The organism is Methylobacterium sp. AMS5 (assembly GCF_001542815.1).
Lineage (GTDB): Bacteria > Pseudomonadota > Alphaproteobacteria > Rhizobiales > Beijerinckiaceae > Methylobacterium.
On the sequence record NZ_CP006992.1, the window covers coordinates 2507525 to 2530013 of the forward strand.

The window sequence follows — 22489 nt, forward strand, 5'->3', positions numbered from 1 at the left end:
ACCGTCAACTTCAGCAACGACACGGCGACCAACCAGGGTGTTCTGACCCGCACCGACGGCACGGCGTGGGACAGCACCTACACGGTCGGCAGCACGCTCTACATCGCCGGCGGCACCGCCAACACCAGCGCGGCCTCCACAAGCGTCTACCGCATCGCGTCCGTCAACGGCTCCGTGATCCGGCTCGAGGCGACGCAGCTCTTCGTGGCCGAGACCGGCGTCACCGTGAATGTGGGTGTGCGCTCCACCGACGGGACCGGTGTGTCGGTCATCACCCGCGCGTCGGGCAATTTCCTCGGCGACGGCTTCAAGGACGGCATGCTGATCGGCGTCGCCGGCACCTTCGGCGTGACGTCGGGTAACGCGACCACCAAGGACACCAGCTTCACCATCAAGCAGGCGAGCGCCTCGACGCTCATCCTCGAGAGCGCAAGCACGTTCAAGACGGAGAGCGCCCGCAGCGTCGTGCTGTTCCAGTCGGCCAAGGATGCCGGCAATCCGTTCAATCAGATCACCAAGCTGCTCATTCAGAAGCGCAAGGCGGTCGTCATCGAGGGCACCGGTGCCCTCGACGTGACGGCGAACACCCAGATCTTCATCAACACCGCCGCCGTGCTGACCGTGGGCCGCGTGGAATCGGTCTCCGGCAAGGAGATCCGCCTGAAGTCCTCCACGGGCCTTCTCAACGGCGGCGCGGCGGATGCGGTGAACATCAAGGGCGGCGACACCGTCCTCGAAGGCGGGGACGGCAGCGTCGGCACCGCGACGCGGGTGATCGGCATCGATCTGACGACGGGCTCGACCCTGGCGGTCCGTGCGGCGCGCGACATCTTCGTCACCGCCCGCAACGGCGATCTGAACCTGGAATCCGCCTTCTCGCAGGGCGGCAACGTCACCTTCGTCTCGGATAAGGGCAGCATCCTCGACGGTGTCCACACGGACACCAACAAGATCGTCGCGGCCAACGTCTACCTGAAGGCCGCCGGCTCGATCGGCGCCAAGGGCGACGCCATCGAGATGAAGCTGACCGGCACCGTCCGGGCCGGCGCCACGGGCGACATCGTTCTGACCGAGACGGAAACCAGCATGAAGGTGCTGGCCGTCACCACCAAGGGTGACGTGGTTCTGGCGGCCAAGGCCTCGATCCTCGACGCGGGCGATCTCTCCGACCCGCGCGACATCGACTCCGCACCGGTGGCCGGTTCGGGCCGTGCCAATGTGAGCGGCCACTCGATCACGCTCACCGCCCTCGACGGCATCGGCGTCGCCGGCGACGAGTTCGAGATCGACAGCAACGTCGATCGCACGACCGACGGCGTCGTCACGCTTCAGAGCGGCCTGAGCAACCTCTACGTGCTGGAGAGCGCGGGCGATCTCTACCTCGCCAGCGTCGGCACCGACGCGCAGCGCACGGCCTTCGTCACGGCGGTGGCCGGCAGCATCCTCAACGGATCGACCAACTACAACGAGACCACCGGCGGCAGCTCCAACCTCCGTTCCGGCAAGGCCTATCTCGTCGCCTCCGGCAGCATCGGCTCGGAAACCAAGCGCATTGTCGCCAACATGCGCAGCCTCGACGGCGATCAGTATGGTGGTCTCGAAGCCCGCTCGATCAACGGCGATATCTGGCTGTGGAACATCGGCGGCCTGCGTGTCGGCGGCGTCACCAGCGAAACCACCGGTCTGCAGGCGGCTCGGGGCCGGATCGGCATCCGCACGTCGAGCCCGCTGACGATCGACAAGGACATCGTCTCGTCCGGCGACATCATCGAGCAGGCCGGTGAAACGGGTTCGTCCGGCGACGACCTGACCGTCAAGGCCGGCGTCACGATCTTCTCGACCGGCGGCTCGGTGACGCTGAACGCCGGCGACAACCTCGTGGTCGAGGCCGGCGCGGTCGTGAAGGCGAAGGGCACCATCACCCTGCGCTCGGACTTCAGCGCGAGCGGTACGCCCGACAACACGGCCTCCCAGATTACGCTGTCCGGCACCTTCGTCGGTTCCTCGATCCTGATCGAGTCCGGGGGCAACGGCGACGAGATCGTGCTGGACGGCACCTTCACGACGGGGCAGCGCACGATCGGCGGTGGGGCGACGGCCGCGACGGTCACGGAAGGCGCGATCACGCGCAGCGGCACCATCGAGTTGCGCGCCGGCGAGGGCGACAACAAGATCACGATGGTGGGCGCCTACTCCACCGGCGCGCTGATCATCGGCGCCGGTTCGGGCAGCGACACGCTCGCCGATACGCAGGTGACCGGCGGCATCACGCGCAAGGCCGAGGTCGGCGCGGATTCGGTGACGATCGCGCTCGGGGCGGGCGCGAACACGGTCGGGCTCGGCGGCACCTATGTCGTGACCAATGCCGTGCAGCTCACGACGCTGGGCGGCGCCGACATCATCGGCCTGACGGGCAACGTCGATGCCGGAAGCGTCACCCTCGACGCGGGCGAGGGGGATAACCGCCTCACGCTCTCCGGTGTCTACAAGGCGCGGAACGCCCTCACGATCCGCACCGGCGCGGGCAACGACCGGATCGACCTTCAGGGCAGCTACACGGCCGGCTCGATGGAACTCTCCGCCGGGACTGGGGCCGGCAGGAACGACCTGACGCTGGATGGCACCTATCGGATCACTGGCGCCCTCACGATCGTGGGCGGGTCGGGCATCGACACCCTGTCCGACACGCTCACGACCGACATCACGGCCGGCTCGCTGTCGATCAACCTCGGCGACGGCGTCAACACTGCCGATCTCGTCGGCGGCTACGACATCGCGGGGGCGATGGCGTTCATCACCGGCAGCGCCGACGACGTCATCACCCTCAACGGCGGGATCAAGGCCGCCAGCTACACCCTCGATGCGGGCGCCGGGAACAACAGGATCACCCTGGCCGGCACCTACACGGTCACGAACGCGCTCACGATCAGGACCGGTGCGGGCAACGATATCATCGACCTGAAGGGCAACTACAGGGCCGGTTCGATGTCCCTGGATGCGGGCGCGGGCGACAACGCGCTGACGTTGACCGGCACCTACAAGATCGACGACGCCTTCACGATCACCGCCGCGGGCGGCACTGATACGCTGACCGACCTGCGGGTCGCGAATGGCGCGGTGGAGAAGGCCAGCGTCGAGGCGAAGTCGCTCGCGATCGACCTCGGCGACGGTGCCAATACGGTCACCCTCGCCGGTATCTACCGCATCGCCGCCGCCTTCCGTCTCACCACCGGTTCGGGCCTCGACATCGTCAGCGATCACCGCAAGGTCGGCCAGACGGTCACGGATGCGCTCGACCTGACGGCCGGCACCATCACGATCGCGCTCGGCGACGGAAATAACGAGATCGCACTCGCCGGCACGCTTGCCGCCGCGGACAGCTTCAGCCTGGTCTCCGGCTCGGGTAACGACACCGTGGTCGATGCGGCGCTCGACGGCGCGACACCGCTCCGGACCGCGACGATCACGGGCAAGACCATCGATGTGCATCTCGGCGCGGGGAACAACACCCTCACGCTGCTCGGCACCACGATCGCCACTTCGACCCTGGCGCTGACCAGCCTCGGCGGCCAGGACCGGTTCGCCCTGCGCGGCCGGGTCCGCGCTGCGGCCACGGCCATTCGCCTCGGTTCTGGCGACGACAGGCTCGACCTCGCCGTCAGCGAGATCGCCGGCAACACGAAGGTCTTCGGTGAGGACGGCGCCGACACGATCAACGTCGATCGCCTGCCCTCGCTCACCAGCAAGACCGGTAGCGCCACCGATACGCTCGACATCGACGGCGGCCAGGACACGGACACGATCCGCATCCAGGTGGCCGGCGCCTCGTCCTACCGCATCAACGTGACGGATTCCGGCAATCCCGACCGTGGTGTCGACACCCTGACGATCCTCGGCACCGATGCCGCCGACCAGTTCCTGATGCGCCGGAACTTCGTCGCGCTCGTCCATCCGAATGCCGACGGCACCTACCCGGTGAACGCCGTCGTCGAGCGGATCAACTACGACATGAGCATCAACGGGCGCATCATCGTCGAAGGCGGCAAGGGTGACGACCGCTTCGCGATGGACGACAACGCCGCGCTGATGACCATCGATGGCGGCGAGGGCAACGACTTCTTCCAAGTGGGCCAGGTCTTCGCGACGCCGCGCGACGTCCCCAACGGGTTGCTCGTGGAGGACGCCTTCGAGACGACGAAACTGTCCTTCGGCGGCTACCTGTCCCGCGGCATCTCGATCCCGACGGTGATCTACGGCGGTGTCGGCGACGACACCTTCCAGATCTACTCGAACAAGGCCGATCTGCGTCTCGAGGGCGAGGACGGCGACGACGTCTTCATCGTGCGCGCCTTCGCCACCGCATCCGAGAACAAGATCAAGCTCAATGCCGGTGCCGGCAACGACCGGATCGAGTACAACATCAACGCGCCGCTCGACATCGATGGCGGCTCCGGCTTCAATAAGATCGTCGCGCTCGGTACCGAGTTCGCCGACACCTTCGTGGTGACGCGCGACGGCATCTTCGGTGCCGGCCTGTCGATCCGCTTCACCAACATCCAAGCGGTCGAGGTCGACGGCCTGGAGGGCGACGACACCTTCTACGTGCTCTCCACCCCGGCGGGCGTCGTCACCACGCTGATCGGCGGCCTGGGCAGCGACACCTTCCACGTCGCCGGCGACGTCAGCGGCGAGGTCGTCGCCCGCGACGCCAAGGGCAACGCGGCGGTCATCAATCACACGATCAGCAGCACCGACCCGGCCTTCAACGGCCTGTTCGTGCCCGGCATCAACGCGTCGGTCTCGGCGGCCGATGCGGGCTCCGTCAGCGACGGCGGCGGGCTGACCCTGCGCGAGGATTCCGGCAATACGACCCCGGATGCCACCGGCAGCAGTGTCGGGACCTACAAGATCGCACCGCCCGCGCCGAAGACGACTGCCCTGACCAGCACCGATTGGGCCGTGGTCACGGTCTCGGCCGCGCAATCCTCGGCGCAGATGCGCGCATTGGCCGGCAACGCGGGCACTGTCGAGATCTCGACGGACGGCATCAATTGGGCGGATGCGCTGACGCTGCGCTTCACCGCCGTCTTCGACAACGCCAGCAACACCTACGTCTGGACGGCCGACCGGACGGTCTTCGTCCGTGCCAAGTCGGACACGGCGCTCGAGGGCGACCAGAACGTGGCGATCGGCCACTCGGTGATCAGCTCCAACGCGGAGGTGAACAGCACCTTTGTCCGCAACACGCTGGTCAAGGTCATCGACAACGACAAGCCGGGGCTGATTATCACCGAGAGCGGCGGCGCGACGTCGGTCATCGAGGGCAACGGCAACAAGCCCCAGAACAAGGACAGCTACACCGTCGTCCTCAACAATGCCCCGCTGGTCGGCGAGGAGGTGCGCGTCACGCTCAACGTGTCGAGCACGGAAGTCGTCTTCTCCGACGGCAACGGCAACCTGCTGCCGCAGGACGGCAACGGCCGGGCCTATCTCATCTTCACCCTGGCCAACTGGAACCAGCCGCAGACGGTGCTGGTCTCCTCCCCGGCAGACCTGAAGCCCGAGAACCGCTTCGTCGCGGAGATTACCCACACCGTCACCAGCACCATGAACGGCGGAGCCACGGAGGGCTTCTTCAAGGCGGCGCTCGTCGGCCAGCCAGTGGTGCGGGTGCAGGTGACCGACGGCAACACCGCCGGCGTGGTGGTGACGCCCAAGGAGGGCGGCGTCGTCGTGACGCCCAACCAGACGTCCTACTACGACGTCGTCCTGACCATGCCGCCGAAGGCGCCGGTGACGATCACGCTGGCCGGAGACGGCCAGACGATCACGTCGAGCGCGGACAGCCGGTTCAAGGCGGCCGACGGCACCAACCCGGCCACCATCACCTTCACCGCGACGGATTGGGACCAGGCCGTTCGGGTCACCGTGGCGCGCGATCCCAACGGCGCGCGGACGACCTCGGACCTCAAGACCTTCTCGCGTCAGCCGCACGAGCTCAGCGGCATCGAGGGACCGCTGGTTCTGGAGGGCGGTGTCGGCCCCGAGAGCCGTTCGCTGACCCCGGCCATCGTCCTGCCGGGCGAGAACAACCCGGTCGTCGACCGCAACATCGTCGATGACGGGCTGCCCGACTTCGACAAGGTGACGCTCTACAACGACTCCACGACGGCGGGCGTCTCCGGCACGGTGAGTGCCACGCATATCGACGGCTTCGGCATGTCGACGAACGACGTCACCACGGCCACGAGCAGCAGCAACACCGTGCGCACCTTCGAGGGCGGCGTGACCTATAGCGGCATGCGGTCGGTCGAGCTGCTGCTCGGCTCCGGCGCCGACACGGTCACGGTGACCGGCACGGCCGTCGGCACCCTCACCGCGATCCATGGCGGCGGCGGCGCCGATACGATCACGGTGACCGGCTCGCAGGGCACGCTCGCCCTGTTCGGCGATACCACCGCCGACGGCAGCCGCTACGACTCCACCTTCGAGAAGCAGACCGGACGCGGCTACGGCTTCCGCGATGAGGGGACCCTGGATCGCGACAACACGATCGTCAGCCTCAACGACATCATCGATGCCTCGGGCGCGACCGGCCTCGTCATCATCGACGGCGGCGCCGGCAACGACACGATCACCGGCGGCAAGGGGCGCAACATCATCGCCGGCGGCACCGGCAACGACACGATCGTCGGCGGACCGGCTGCGGACACCATCCTCGGCGATTCCAGCCTCAACCTCGACGACGTCCGCCGCATCGTGACGATCGCCGATCCCTTCATCGATCAGGCGCGGGCCGCGGGCACCGACACGATCGACGCCAAGGGCGGCGACAACGTCATCGTCGGCGATCACGGCCAGATCTACCAGGACGGCTCGGCCACCGCGGGCATCGCGCTCGAGGGAACCCACGTCGTCAGCCGGGTCGTCTCGACCCATACCGGCATCGGCGGCGGCGACCTGATCACCGCGACCGACGGCAACAACATCATCATCGGCGGCTTCGGAGCCGACACGATCACCGTGGGCGCGGGCAACCACGTCATCCTCGGCGACAACGGCGAGGCGGTGTTCGACAGCGGCGTCCTGACCAGCCTGCGCAGCACCGCCGGGACGACCGGCGGCGCCGACACGATCAAGGCGAGCGACGGCGACACCACGATCATCGGCGGCGCCGGCAAGGAGGGCATCACCGTCGGCAAGGGCACGCATGTCATCCTCGGCGATACCGGCGAGGCGCGCTTCGTCCCGGGCACGCGGATCATCAACGGCGTGACCGTGCCGGTTCCGGTCCTGACCAGCATCAAGACCACGGACGACGAAGCGGCCGTCGGTGACGACGACAGCATCGAGACCGGCGACGGCAACGTCACCGTCATCGGCGGCGCGGGCGCGGACACGATCACGCTCGGCAAGGGCACGCAGGTCGTGCTCGGCGACAGCGGTTCGGCCACCTTCACGAACGGCAAGATCGCGGCCATCACCTCGGTGGCGACCGAGGTCGGCGGCAACGACACGATCAAGGCGTCTGATGGCGACACCACGATCATCGGCGGCGCAGGCGCCGACACGATCGATGTCGGCGCGGGCAACCACGTCATCCTCGGCGACAACGGTCGGGCCGTGTTCACCGCGGGCGCACTGGTCTCGATCGAGAGCATCGATCCCGAAACCGGCGACAACGACACCGTGTCGGCCAAGGACGGCAACGCCACGGTGATCGGCGGCGTGGGAGCGGACCGGATCACGCTCGGCAAGGGCACGCAGGTCGTGCTCGGCGATAGCGGTTCGGCCACCTTCATCGACGGCAAGATCGCGACCATCACCTCGATCGCGACCGCGATCGGCGGCGGCGACACGATCACCGCATCCGACGGTGACACCACGATCATCGGCGGCGCGGGTGCCGACACGATCGATGTCGGCGCGGGCAACCACGTGATCCTCGGCGACAACGGCAAGGCCGTGTTCACCGCGGGCGCGCTGGTCTCGATCGAGAGCATCGATCCCGGCATCGGCGGCAACGACACCGTCACCGCCAAGGACGGCAACGTCACGGCGCTCGGCGGCGCCGGTGCGGACCGGATCACGCTCGGCAAGGGCACGCAGGTCGTGCTCGGCGACAGCGGCTCGGCCACCTTCGTCGATGGCATCATCGCGACGGTGACCTCGACGGCGACCGAGATCGGCGGCAACGACACGATCGAGGCCACCGAGGGCGACACCACGATCCTCGGCGGTGCGGGCGCGGACACGATCAAGGTCGGCGCGGGCAACCACGTGATCCTGGGCGACAGCGGCAAGGCGGTGTTCCGCAACGGCCGTGCCCAGCGCATCGAATCGATCACGCCCGAGGTCGGCGGTGCCGACATCATCACGGCTGAGGACGGCGCCTCGCGGATCATCGGCGGCGCGGGTGGCGACACCATCACCACCGGCGCGGGCAACCACGTCATCCTCGGTGACAGCGGCGAGGCCGACTTCACCGTGACGGTGACGGACGGGTTCACGACCAGCGTGCTGGCGCGGATCGCCACCACCGCGCCTTCCATCGGCGGCGGCGACACGATCACCTTCGGCGCGGGCAACAACGTCGTGCTCGGCGGCATGGGTGGCGATACGATCAAGGGCGGCGACAGGGGCGCGGTCATCCTGGGCGACAACGGCATCGTCACCTTCGATGCCCTCGGCCGGATCCAGCGGGCGCTCTCCTTCGACACCGCGATCGGCGGTGACGACACGATCACCATCGGCGACGGTAACAACGTCGTGCTCGGCGGTACGGGCCGCGACACGATCACGATCGGCGACGGCAACAACGTCGTGCTCGGCGACAGCGGTCAGGCCGATTTCGAGGCCGGCATCATCGTCGAGATCGCCAGCATCAGCCCGGAGGTCGGCGACACGGACACGATCGCTCTCGGCAGCGGACGCAACACCGTCGTCGGCGGTGCCGGCGGCGACAGCATCACCGCGGGCATCCGCAACGGCGTGAAGCTCGGCACCGGCACCAACGTCATCCTCGGCGATGCCGGCCATGCCCGGCTCACGACCGCCGGCCTGCCGATCGTGGTCGAGACGACCTACGACAACGTCGGCGGTGACGACACGATCACCGTGGGTGACGGCGTGGCCGTGATCCTCGGCGGCTCGGGCAGCGACATCATCTCGGCCGGCGACGGCCGCAGCACGGTGCTCGGCGACAACGGTCAGGCGACCTTCGACGCGCAGGGCCGCGTGCTCCAGGCGGCGACCACCGCCGCCACGGCCGGCGCACGCGACGAGATCACCCTCGGCGATGGCGGCAGCGTCGTCATCGGCGGCGTCGGGGCCGACAAGATCCAGACGGGATCGGGCACGGACGTGATCCTCGGCGATAACGGTAGCGCCGTGTTCCTGAACGGGGTCCTGGTCTCGATCGAGACGATGGAATCCACCTTCGGCGGCGGCGACGCCATCGTGGCGGGCGAGGGCGACAACGTGGTGTTCGGCGGCGTCGGCGCCGACGACATCACCACGGGGGCCGGTCTCGACATCATCCTCGGCGACGACGGTGCGGCGACCTTCGCGCAGGGCAAGCTGGTGCGTGTCTCGACCAAGAACGAGAGCGTGGCGGGCGACGACACGATTCGCGCGGGCAACGGCGACAACGTCGTGCTCGGTGGCTCGGGCAGCGACACCATCACCACCGGCATCGGCGCCGACCTCGTGTTCGGCGACAACGGCGCCGTCGACTTCGTGGACGGCGTCCTGCGCGAGGCTCTCAGCGAGCGCGCCGGCGGCGGCGGTCGCGACATCATCGTCACCGGCGCGGGGGCCGACCTCGTCATCGGCGGCCTCGGCGGCGACACGATCGATGCCGGCAAGGACGATACGGACGCTGACATCGTCTTCGGCGACAACGGCCACATCACCTTCGATGCCCTCGGCCGCGTCTCGCTCGCCGAGACCGTCGATCCGACGCTCGGCGGCGACGACGAAATCCTGGGCGGCGCGGGTGCCAACCTGATCCTCGGCGGCGCGGGCTCGGACACGATCACCACGGGGGCCGGCGCGGATATCGTGCTGGGCGACAACGGCAGTGTGATCTTCGCAGGCGGAATCCGCTTCGAGGCCAAGAGCGACCTGTCGGGCGGCGCGCGCGACACCATCGTCACCGGTGCCGGCGCCGACCTCGTCATCGGCGGTCTCGGTGGCGACACGATCGATGCCGGCAAGCTCGATGCCGACGACGACATCGTCATCGGCGACAGCGGCCACATCACGTTCGACGGCCTCGGCCGCGTGATCCGCGCGGAGGCGACCGATCCGACAGCCGGCGGCGACGACAGCATCGACGTCGGTGGCGGCAGCAACATCGTCATCGGCGGCGCAGGCTCCGACACGATCACCGCAGGCGGTGGCGCGGATGTGGTCCTGGGCGACAACGGCTTCGTGACGTTCACAGGCGGAATCCGCCTGGAGGCCAAGAGCGATCCGGCCGGCGGCGCACGCGATACGATCCGGACCGGTGCCGGCGCCGACCTCGTCATCGGTGGCCTGGGCGGCGACATGATCGATGCCGGCCAAGACGATGCGGACGACGACATCGTCTTCGGTGACAACGGCCACGTCACCTTCGACGAGCTGGGGCGCGTCAAGCTCGCTCAGAGCGTTGATCCGACCAGCGGCGGCGACGACAGCATCGAGGCCGGCTCCGGCAACAACATCATCCTCGGTGGCGCCGGTTCCGACACCATCACCACGGGTTCGGGTGCCGATGTCGTGCTGGGCGACAACGGTGCGGTGACCTTCTCAAGCGGAATCCGCCTCGAACTGACGAGCGGCCGTGACGGCGGTGCTGCCGACACCATCATCACCGGAGCCGGCGCGGACCTCGTCCTCGGCGGTCTGGGCGCCGATACGATCGATGCCGGAAAGAATGATGCCGACGCCGACATCGTCTTCGGCGACAACGGCCACGTCACCTTCGACGGCCAGGGCCGCGTGCAGCGCGCCGAGAGCCTGGATTTCGGCCTCGGTGACGACGACAGCATCGATGTCGGCGGCGGCGACAACATCGTGGTCGGCGGCACCGGTGCCGACCGGATCACGGCGCTCGGCGGTAACGACGTGGTGCTCGGCGACGACGGTCGCGCCACCTTCGAGACCAGCGGTCGCGTGAAGCGGGCCGAGAGCTTCGACCTCGGCTTCGGCGGCAACGACACGATCGATGTCGGAGCCGGCGACAACGTGGTCATTGCCGGAGCCGGCAGCGACGTCGTGACCGCACGCGGCGGCAACGACGCGGTGATCGGCGATGGCGGCTACGCCGAGTTCGAGGCCGGCGTACGCGTGGTCTTCGTCTCGGCCGATGCCACGGGCGCCGGCAACGACCGGATCGAGGTCGGCGACGGCGACAACGTCGTGCTGGGTGGCTCGGGCACCGACACCATCACGACCGGCGCGGGCGCCGACGTCGTGCTGGGCGACAACGGCACGATCCGCTTTGCAGGCGGAATCCGTCTGGAGATCGTCAGCGACCGGATCGGTGGTGCCTCCGACACGATCACCACCGGAGCCGGCGCGGATCTCGTGCTCGGCGGCCTCGGTGGCGACACGATCGATGCCGGCCAGGCCGACACCGACGCCGACATCGTGTTCGGCGATAACGGCCACGTCACCTTCGACGCGACCGGTGGCGTGATCCGTGCCGAGAGCTTCGATGCCGGCTTCGGCGGAAACGACGAGATCAAGGTCGGCGGCGGCGACAACCTCGTCATCGGCGGCACCGGGGCCGACACGGTCACGGCGCTCGGCGGCGGCGACATCGTCATCGGCGACAACGGCTACGCGGTGTTCGAGGCCGGCGTGCGGATCGAGTTCGCCTCGACCGAGACCGCCGACGGCGGCAACGACCGGATCGAGGCCGGTGACGGCGACAACGTCGTGATCGGCGGCTCGGGCAGCGACACCGTCACCACGGGCGTGGGCGGCGACATCGTTCTCGGCGACAACGGTCTCGTCGCCTACGAGCTCGGCATCCGGGCGCGGGTGGTCAGCGACCGCAACGGCGGGGCGCGCGACCTCATCGCCACGGGTGCGGGCGCCGACGTGGTGCTCGGCGGCCTGGGCGCCGACACGATCGATGCGGGCCGGCTGGATACGGATGCCGATGTCGTGTTCGGCGACGACGGCCACGTGACCTTCGATGGTCAGGGCCGCGTGAAGCGGGCCGAGAGCCTCGATCCGGGCTTTGGCGGCGACGACACCATCGACGTCGGCGGCGGCGACAACCTCGTCATCGGCGGCACGGGTGTCGACGTGATCACCGCGCTCGGCGGTAGCGACATCGTGCTCGGCGACCAGGGCTACGCTCTGTTCGCCGCCGGTGTCCGCGTCGAGGTGGCCTCGACCGAGACCGGCGACGGCGGCAACGACCGGATCGAGGCCGGTGACGGCGACAACGTCGTGCTCGGCGGCTCGGGCAGCGACACCATCACCACGGGTGCGGGCGCGGATATCGTGCTCGGCGACAATGGCCTCGCCACCTTCGAACTCGGCATCCGTTCCCGCATCGTCAGCGACCGCAATGGCGGCGCGCGCGACACCATCGCCACCGGTGCGGGCGCCGACGTGGTGCTCGGCGGTCTCGGTGCCGACACGATCGATGCCGGACAAGCCGACGACGATGCCGATGTGGTCTTCGGCGACGACGGCCAGATCACCTTCGATGCGCAGGGCCGCGTGAAGCGGGCCGAAACCCTCGACGTCGGCTTCGGCGACGACGACGAGATCAAGGTGGGCGGCGGCGACAACCTCGTCATCGGCGGCGCGGGCAATGATGTCGTCACGGCTTTGGGCGGCAACGACGTCGTCATCGGCGACCATGGCTACGCCGTGTTCGAGGCCGGCGTGCGCGTCGCGTTCGCCTCGACCGACACGACGGATGCCGGCAACGACCGGATCGAGGCCGGCGACGGCGAGAACATCGTGCTCGGCGGTTCGGGCAGCGACACGGTCGTCACGGGCATCGGCGGCGACATCGTGCTCGGCGATAACGGCCTCGTCCGGTTCGAACTCGGGATCCGTGCTGTCGTCCAGAGCAGCCGCGATGGCGGAACGCGAGACGTCCTCAGGTCCGGTGCGGGCGCCGACGTGGTGCTCGGCGGCCTCGGCGCCGACACGATCGATGCCGGCCGGGACGATTCCGATGCCGACATCGTGCTGGGCGATGACGGCCGCCTCACCTTCGACGCTCAGGGCCGCTTGATGCGCGCCGAGAGCCTCGACCCGACCTTCGGTGACGACGACGTGATCGAGGCGGGCGGTGGCGACAACGTCGTTATCGGTGGCACGGGCACGGACACGATCACCACGCTCGGCGGCAACGACGTGATCCTCGGCGACAACGGTTATGCGCTGTTCGAGCAGGGCGTGCGCGTGGCGTTCGCCTCGACCGATCCGGATGACGGCGCCCGCGACGTGATCAAGGGCGGCGACGGCAACAACATCGTGATCGGCTCCGCCGGCTCGGACGACATCACCACAGGCTCGGGCGCCGATCTCGTACTCGGCGACATGGGCGTCGTGACCTTCGAGAACGGTCTCGTCCGCGAGATCTACACCACTGATGAGCGCCGCGGCGCAGGCGACGTCATCCGCGGCGGCGACGGCGACAACATCGTCTTCGGCGGCGCGGGCCGTGACGAGATCACCACCGGCACGGGTGCGGATCTCATCCTCGGCGACTTCGGCGAGGCAAGCTTCACCGGCGGGCGTCTCGTGCGCGTGGCCACGCTGAACCCGAACCGCGGCGACGACGACACGATCGTGGCGGGCGACGGCGACAACGTCATCCTCGGCGGCTTCGGCAGTGACACCATCACCGCCGGCTCCGGCGCGGACGTGGTGCTCGGCGACAACGGCCTTGCCACCTTCCGCACCGACGGCAAGCGGATCCTCGTTCGTACGACGGATGTGGAGATCGGCGCGACCGACACGATCGCAGCGGGCGACGGCGACAACCTCGTTATCGGCGGCACGGATGCCGACACGATCGCCACCGGCAAGGGCGCCGACGTGATCCTCGGCGACTTCGGTTCGGTCAGCTACGACGCGGCCGGGCTGCTTGCGCAGATCCTGTCCACCGATACGGGTCTGGGCGGCTCCGACACGATCACGGCGGGCGACGGCAGCGATACGATCCTCGGCGGCTTCGGCTCCGACACGATCACCGCGGCCGACGGCAGCAAGACCGTGCTCGGCGACAGCGGCCAGCTCGACTACGCGGCGGGCGTGCCGACCCTGGTGCAGAGCCTGACCCCGGCTCTCGGCGCGGCCGATACGATCAAGCTCGGCAACGGCCGCAAGCTCGTCATCGGCGGCGCCGGCGGCGACCTCATCGACGGCGGGTCCGGCGATGCGGTGGTGCTCGGCGATGCCGGCTCGGTGCGGCTCGCCGATGGCAGCCCGGTTCGGGTCGAGAGCACGGACGTCGCCGTGTCCGGCGACGACACCGTCACGCTCGGCGCCGGCAACGGCGTGGTGCTCGGCGGCTCGGGTGCCGACAAGCTGACGCTCGGCGCGGGCCGCTCGGCGGTGCTCGGCGACAACGGCAGCGTCGATCTCGACGCGTCCGCGCGGCCGGTCGAGATCACCTCGACGGCGCCGGAGGTCGGCGGCCGCGACGTGATCGTGGTCGGCGATGGCGGCTCGGTGGTGATCGGCGGCGTCGGCGCCGACACGATCAGCACGGGCTCGGGCTCGGACGTGATCCTCGGCGACAACGGGGCGGTGACGCTCTCGACCCTCATTCCGGTCTTCGTGCGCACGACGAATGCGGGTGTGGGCGATGCGGACGAGATCCGGGCGGGCGAGGGCGACAACGTCGTGCTCGGCGGCGCCGGTGGCGATACGATCGTGACGGGTTCGGGCCGCGACACGGTGTTCGGCGATGCCGGACAGGTCCGCTTCGATGCGAAGGGCCTGGTCGAGCGGGCCGAGAGCCTGGACACGGCCATCGGCGGTGACGACACCATCGAGGCGGGCGCGGGCGACAACCTCGTCCTCGGCGGCGCGGGCGCCGACACGATCACGATGCTTGGCGGCAACGATGCTGTGCTCGGCGACAACGGTGTGGCGGTCTTCGCGGGCGGCGTGCGGGTGAGCCTTGCCAGCACGGCTCCGACCGAGGGCGGCAAGGACACGCTCCTCCTCGGCGACGGCGACAACCTCGTTATCGGCGGCACGGATGCCGACACGATCGCCACCGGCAAGGGCGCCGACGTGATCCTCGGCGACTTCGGTTCGGTCAGCTACGACGCGGCCGGGCTGCTCGCGCAGATCCTGTCCAGCGATACGGGCCTGGGCGGCAACGACACGATCACGGCGGGCGACGGCAGCGATACGATCCTCGGCGGCTTCGGCTCCGACACGATCACCGCGGCCGACGGCAGCAAGACCGTGCTCGGCGACAGCGGCCAGCTCGACTACGCGGCGGGCGTGCCGACCCTGGTGCAGAGCCTGACCCCGGCTCTCGGCGCGGCCGATACGATCAAGCTCGGCAACGGCCGCAAGCTCGTCATCGGCGGCGCCGGCGGCGACCTCATCGACGGCGGGTCCGGCGATGCGGTGATGCTCGGCGATGCCGGCTCGGTGCGGCTCGCCGATGGCAGCCCGGTTCGGGTCGAGAGCACGGACGTCGCCGTGTCCGGCGACGACACCGTCACGCTCGGCGCCGGCAACGGCGTGGTGCTCGGCGGCTCGGGTGCCGACAAGCTGACGCTCGGCGCGGGCCGCTCGGCGGTGCTCGGCGACAACGGCAGCGTCGATCTCGACGCGTCCGCGCGGCCGGTCGAGATCACCTCGACGGCGCCGGAGGTCGGTGGCCGCGACGTGATCGTGGTCGGCGATGGCGGCTCGGTGGTGATCGGCGGCGTCGGCGCCGACACGATCAGCACGGGCTCGGGCTCGGACGTGATCCTCGGCGACAACGGGGCGGTGACACTCTCGGCCCTCATTCCGGTCTTCGTGCGCACGACGAATGCGGGTGTGGGCGATGCGGACGAGATCCGGGCGGGCGAGGGCGACAACGTCGTGCTCGGCGGCGCCGGTGGCGATACGATCGTGACGGGTTCGGGCCGCGACACGGTGTTCGGCGATGCCGGACAGGTCCGCTTCGATGCGAAGGGCCTGATCGAGCGGGCCGAGAGCCTGGACACGGCCATCGGCGGTGACGACACCATCGAGGCGGGCGCGGGCGACAACCTCGTCCTCGGCGGCGCGGGCGCCGACACGATCACGACCGAAATCGGTGCGGACGTCATCCTCGGTGACAGCGGCGAGGTGCTCTACGCGGGCGGCCGTCTCGTCCAGGCGCGCAGCCTGGATGCCGGGATCGGCGGCCGGGATACGATCAAGGCGGGTGAGGGTGCCAACATCGTCATCGGCGGCATGGATGCCGACGTGATCGAGACCGGCTCCGGCCGCGACGTGATCCTGGGCGACAGCGGCCTCGTGCGCCGCGACGCCGACGGCCTCGCGCAGGCGGTCTCGACCGACACCGCTCTGGGTGGCGACGACACGATCCGGGCGGGCGAGGGCGACAACCTCGTCCTCGGTGGTGTCGGCGCGGACACGATCGACACCGGAGCCGGCGCGGACATCGTGCTGGGCGACAGCGGTGACGCTCGGTTTGAGCTCGGTGTGATCACCTCGGTGACGACACTCGACGCGCTCAACGGCGCGGGCGACACGATCCGGGCGGGCGACGGCGACAACCTCGTCCTCGGCGGTCTGGGCGGTGACGCGATCGCCACCGGCACGGGCAACGACACCATCGTCGGCGACCAGGGCCGGGCCGGCTTCTCCGGCGGCGTCATGGTCGTGCTCGAAACGATCGACCCGAGCGCGGGCGGCGACGACCAGATCGTGGCGGGCAACGGCGACAATCTCGTCCTGGGCGGTGTCGGTGCGGACCGCATCATCACCGGCACGGGCGCCGACATGATCCTCGGCGACAACGGCCGGGCGGATCTCGCCCTGGCCGCGGGTCGCGCGGTGATCCGGCGTGTGGCCTCCACCGATCCGCTCGCGGGCGGCGACGACCGCATCGAAGCCGGCGACGGCAACGACTTCGTGGCCGGCGGCACCGGGGCCGACGTGATCCTCGGCGGCGGCGGACACGACGTACTGTTCGGCGATCACATGCTGTACGACCGGGCTCTGCCGGTGAACCAGCGCGCGGTCTCGATCTTTGCCGCTGCGACCGATGGCGGGGGCAACGACACGATCGAGGGCGGCGCCGGCGACGACTTCCTCTACGGCCAGCAGGGCGACGACACGCTCCGCGGCGGCGAGGGGGACGACGACATCACCGGCGGTCACAACGTGCTCGGCGGGGCCGACGGCGACGACCTCATCAACGGCGGCGTCGGCGCGGATGTGATCCTCGGCGACAACGGCGTCATCACCCGCAACGTGCTCGTAGACGACGTGAAGTCGGTCACGTGGCAGCGCAATCCCGGCACCTTCGCCGACACGGTGATGCGCGACGTGCTGCGCTTCGACCTCATCGACTTCGTCGGCGGCAACGACGCGATTGCCGGCGGCGCGGGGGATGACCGGATCTTCGGTCAGATGGGCGACGACCTCATCTACGGTGAGGAAGGATCCGACGAGATCGTGGGCGGCCTCGGCCGCGACAGGATCGATGGCGGCACCGATGTCGACTATCTCCTCGGTGACGAAGGCCGGATCGTCCGCGCCTTCACCAAGGACGGCGCGGCGGTCCTCAACAGCGACGGCACTTGGCACCGCGACGTGGTGCTGGAGGAGATCGGCACCGTCACCGCTGCCATCGCCACCGACGCGCAGTCGGCTGCCGCACGCACGGCCGACCTCGCCGAGAAGCTGGCGCAGGCGGACCTCGTCCTCGCAGTGGGCGCCCGTGACGGGTCGGGCACGCGCCTGACCGCGGCGGGGGGAGCCTGGGCGACCTCCGCACTGACCGTCTCGCTGGCCAGGGCCGACGACGACATCATCGCGGGCGGCGACGGCAACGACGTGCTGTTCGGCCAGCGCGGCAACGACACCCTGATGGGCGGGGCCGGCGACGACCTGATCTACGGCGACCGCGCCTCGAACCTGTCGGAGATCGCCTCCGACAAGCCGACCATCGTCAACGCCATCCGGCTGATCGGTGCCGCGGCCGAGACCGGCCTCGTTCTGCCGCTCGGCGGCGAGGTCGTGGTGCCGGCCCTCAACCTCCTGCCCGGCGCGTTCGGCGCCGGGGCTCCGCGCATCGAGGTGTATCCCTCGATGGCGGGCGTGGTCTCCGACATCGCCGGGTCCGATCCGATCCGGCGCGGTGATGGCGCGCTGCTCACCGTCACTGCCTCGCTGGTTCCGAGCCTCTACGGCACCAACAATGTGCTGGCGGGCAACGACATCATCGAGGGCGGCGCGGGCAACGACACGATCTATGGGGACAGCAGCGAGACCTACACACTCGACGTGACGGCCTACGCCGCGCTCAACGGCCAGATCGACAAGGTGTCGGCCTCGGTCTCCGATCTGCTCGGCGTCTTCGCCACGCTCAGCCGCGGTGTCGACCTCCTGCAGGGCGGCCCGAGCCGGACGATCGCCTATGGCAACGACACCATCACCGGTGGCGAGGGCGACGACTTCATCGTCGGCGATGCCGCCCGCACCATCGTGCAGGGATCGGGGCCGCTGCGCAGCCTGTCCATCGACGCGGCCCTCGCGCTCAGCGATGCCCTTTCCGATATGCGCTCGGTCATCACCGACCTCGCCATGACGGGCCGGGTCGCGCAGGCTGCGGTGACGGTGAAGCTGGAGGCGATGGCGCAACTGCCGCTGAACCAGATCCTCGCCTACGGCCTGCCGGAGGGCATGGGCAAGAACCACGTGGTGTCGATCGGCAACGACAGCATCGATGGCGGCGCGGGCGACGACCTCGTGGTCGGCGACACCCTCGTCATGTTCCAGCCCGGCGTGGCGCGCGGCCTCGCCGTCCACGATCCCGCGACCGCGTCCGCTGCGGCCCAGGTCGAGGCGGCCGTGTTCACGCGCGCCGCCGAGCGGTTCTCCGCGATGCAGCAGCACCTCGCGGCGGACTTCCCGGTCGATCTGAAGTCGGTCGCCCTCCACTGGATCGTCTCCATCGCCTCGCGCGGCGACAGCTTCCTGAGCGGGAACGACCGGATCGACGGCGGCGACGGCAACGATCTGCTGATCGGCGATACCGGCTTCATCCAGTTGCCGGCCGCCAATGCGGCGCAGAGCCAGCGCGTGACGGCCGCGACCCTCGGCGAGGATCGTGACCAGGTCGAAGCCCGCGTGCTCGGCGCCGGTGCGACCGGCCTCGAGGGGGATCTCGATGCCTGGAACCGCTCGGCGTGGGACGCCTTGGCGGGGAGCGTCGTCAGCTGGCGCAACCCGCTCTACGGCGGCCTCGCCTGGAGGAGCCCCTTCGGCTTCGGCGGCCAGCAGAATCTGACTGCGGGCTACCGCGGCTGGATCGCGGCTCCGAGGGATGCCCGGTTCGACCTGCAGAGCGTGCTGTTCGATATCCGCTTCATCCTGGGCGTGCCGGACCTCGCGCAGCCGGCCTCCGGCGTCTATGCCGGCGCGATCAAGGCGGGTGAGGACATCATCTCGGGTGGTGCGGGCAGCAACCGGACCTTCGGTGCGAAGGCGACGCTCGTGCCGACGGTCGATGCCGACGGCCGGATGGTCGGGCCGAACGCCTTCACGGTGCTGCTGCCCACCAACCTCGGGATGCTGCAGGGGAGCTTCACGCCTCTGATGTTCCCGAACAGCATCGGTGTGATCAACACGGCCGGCGTCGGAACGCAGTTCCTCAACTTCCACTACGGCGTTGCCGTCGCCGGGAAATGGGGTGCCTCGTCGCTGGCGACCTACGCTCAGACCTACGGCGCTTCCGCTGCCAACCCGCTCGGGCTCAACGTTTCAGCACCGCAATATGGGGTTCCGCAGGGTTCGCAGACCGGAGCGGATCAGGTCAGCGAAGGCGACAGCGGCATCAAGGTCATCGGCTTCTACAAGAAGCGGGCGATCTGGTCGTTCGATGCCGGGGTGACCCTGCCGTCCTTCTCGGCGACGGCGGCCAACACCCTGACGCCGACCTCGGTCGCCGGTCGCCCGGCCACGATCGAGGCGATCGCCCACAAGCCGCTGCTGGCCAACGAGGTGATCCGTTCCATCGAGGGCGGCGACATCGTCCTGCGCGGCGCCAGCCGGCCGGTCTCCAACCCGTCGAAGTACGACACGTGGTTCTTCGACGAGGCCAAGGGCAGCTTGGTGGAGCAGGCGAAGAGCGAGGACGACATCCTCTTCCTCGCCAAGCGCTTCGGTGATCCGACGATGCCGATGAAGTGATCGCGGCCCACAAGGCCGCCAGCGAGACCTCGAAGCCGCCGTCCGACTTTGATCGGGCGGCGGCTTCGATCATGGTCGCGGATGCAACGCGGACGGTTCGGCCACCGCGACCGCCGCCGAAACCGGTCTTAGGAGTGCCTTGCAAAACTCCCGATCACCGATCGTTTCCGATCCGGGCATGGCGGCGCAGCGGGAGTTTTGTGAGAGACACCAGAGCGCATTCCGACGAAGTGGCCACCGGTTCGTCGAAAGAATGCGCGTCAAAACAATGCGCCAGAGACGCCCGCCTGATGCAATGGGGTCGGATACGGCTCTAAGGGTCGAGGAACGCCGGAATCCGGGCGAGGGGATGGGGCGATGCCGTTTCTGCAAACGATCTCGATCGACGCCGCCGAGGCCTCGGCCCATGCCGACGCGCTGACACGGCTGCGGGAGGATGCGCTTCAGGCCGTCGTCATCCGCAACGTCCTGACGTCCGCCGAATGCGCGTCGATCGTCGCGGACCTCGCGGCCAACCGGCAGGGCTTTCCCACGACCTCGTTCCCCGCGCCGTTCCGGTCGCATTTCTACGGGATGAACCTGAACCTCGCGGATCCGGATTTGCGCGCCTACTTCGACATGGCGCCCGGCTTCACGCGCAGCCTCGGGGAACTGATGGCGCCATGGGGCGGGTTCGAGACCCGCATCCTCTCACTGCTCTCGCGCCTGGATGGCGGGCGGCCCTACAGCCCACCCGCCCTGCATGACGGGCGGACATACATGGCCACGACCCTGCGCTCGCATCACGAGGGCGGCTACATCCCCCCGCATTTCGACAACGAGCAGAAGAATCGTCCGAGTTACCGCCACCTCGAAAGTGTGGTCCAGGGTGACATCTTCTCCTTCGTGCTGACCCTGTCCAAGGCCGAGCGCGGCGGGATGCTCGAAGTGTTCGACGCCAAGGCGGAGGCGTGGTCGGGCCGGTTCCAGAATCGCGATCGCCCGATAGAAAAGCCCGACCTCGCGCGGTTTGCTCGCCACGCCTTCGACGTCGATGCCGGGACCATCGTGCTCCTGCGCTCGGGCCGCTTCCTCCATCAGGTCACGCCGGTGGAAGGCGCCCGCCTGCGCTGGACCGCCTGCTCCTTCATGGCCCGATCCCGCACCGGTGACGCCGTCCATTGCTGGGGTTAGGCGGGTGGCGCGGATTCCGGCCTATTTCGACGCGTTCCTCGCGGCGGTCGCGGAGGGTGCCGCGATCGATCATGTCCATCTCGGACACTGGGACGCGCCGGGGGCGATCGGTCCGGCCCGGGCGCGGGCGGGTTTCGCGCAGGCGCAGGAACGGTTGAGTGCGGCGCTCGTCGCGTGGCTCGACCTCGCACCGGGCCACAATGTGCTCGATGTCGGCTGCGGCTTCGGCGGGACCCTGCGGGCGATCCGGCGGAGCGATCCCAAGGTGGAGGTGATCGGGCTCAACCTCGATCCGCGCCAACTCGCGGTCGGACTTCGCCATGACGACCGGCCGCGTAACGCCGCCTGGGTCGCGGGCGATGCCTGCCGCCTGCCTTTCGCGGAAGCCGCGTTCGATCGGCTCCTTTGCGTCGAAGCGGCGTTCCACTTCGCCTCCCGGCGCGCCTTCTTCGGCGAGGCGCACCGCGTCCTGACCCGAAAGGGCGTTCTCGTGATGAGCGACATCGTCCTCACCCGGCCACCGCTGCCGCCGGAGCGGGTCGCGCTGTTCGCGGACGGGCTCGAGGCCGCCTTCGGCCCCTGGCCCGACAAATGGGCGGATCTCGACGCGATCCGCCGCGATGCGGAGGCCGCCGGCTTCACCCTGCGGATCACCGACGCCACCGCGAACACCGAGCCGAGCTATCACACCATCGCCTCGGATCGACGCGGCCAGCCGACCGGGGGTGACGTCCTGCGGGAACTGCACCGCCTCGGCTGCCTGCACTACCTCTATTGTCGCCTCGACAAACGATGACGCGGATCCGGCTGCCGCAGCCTCAAGACGATGAGAGGGCGCGCCGCGTCGATCGGATCTCCCAAGTTCTGCCGAGGCCTTAAATTCGCTTCCCTCACGCCTGATCGCATCGGGCGT

General features: G+C 69.2%; 3 protein-coding genes (1 of these 3 only partly in view). All 3 read left to right on the plus strand.

Annotated elements, in window-relative coordinates; translation table 11 throughout:
• Window positions 1-20403, plus strand: partial view of an LEPR-XLL domain-containing protein gene (locus Y590_RS11225; RefSeq protein ID WP_060769912.1) — the final stretch only. The gene continues 25548 nt to the left of window position 1, outside the view; 20403 of the gene's 45951 nt are visible here — the last part of the coding sequence; its start codon lies beyond the left edge, outside the window; its stop codon occupies window positions 20401-20403.
• 357 nt (window positions 20404-20760) lie between these two features.
• Window positions 20761-21576: a 2OG-Fe(II)-dependent halogenase WelO5 family protein gene (locus Y590_RS11230; protein WP_060769913.1), complete on the plus strand. Its 816-nt coding sequence runs from the start codon at window positions 20761-20763 to the stop codon at window positions 21574-21576.
• A 4-nt stretch (window positions 21577-21580) separates the two neighbouring features.
• Window positions 21581-22372: a class I SAM-dependent methyltransferase gene (locus Y590_RS11235; RefSeq protein WP_060769914.1), complete on the plus strand. Its 792-nt coding sequence runs from the start codon at window positions 21581-21583 to the stop codon at window positions 22370-22372.
• Window positions 22373-22489: the final 117 nt, after the last annotated feature.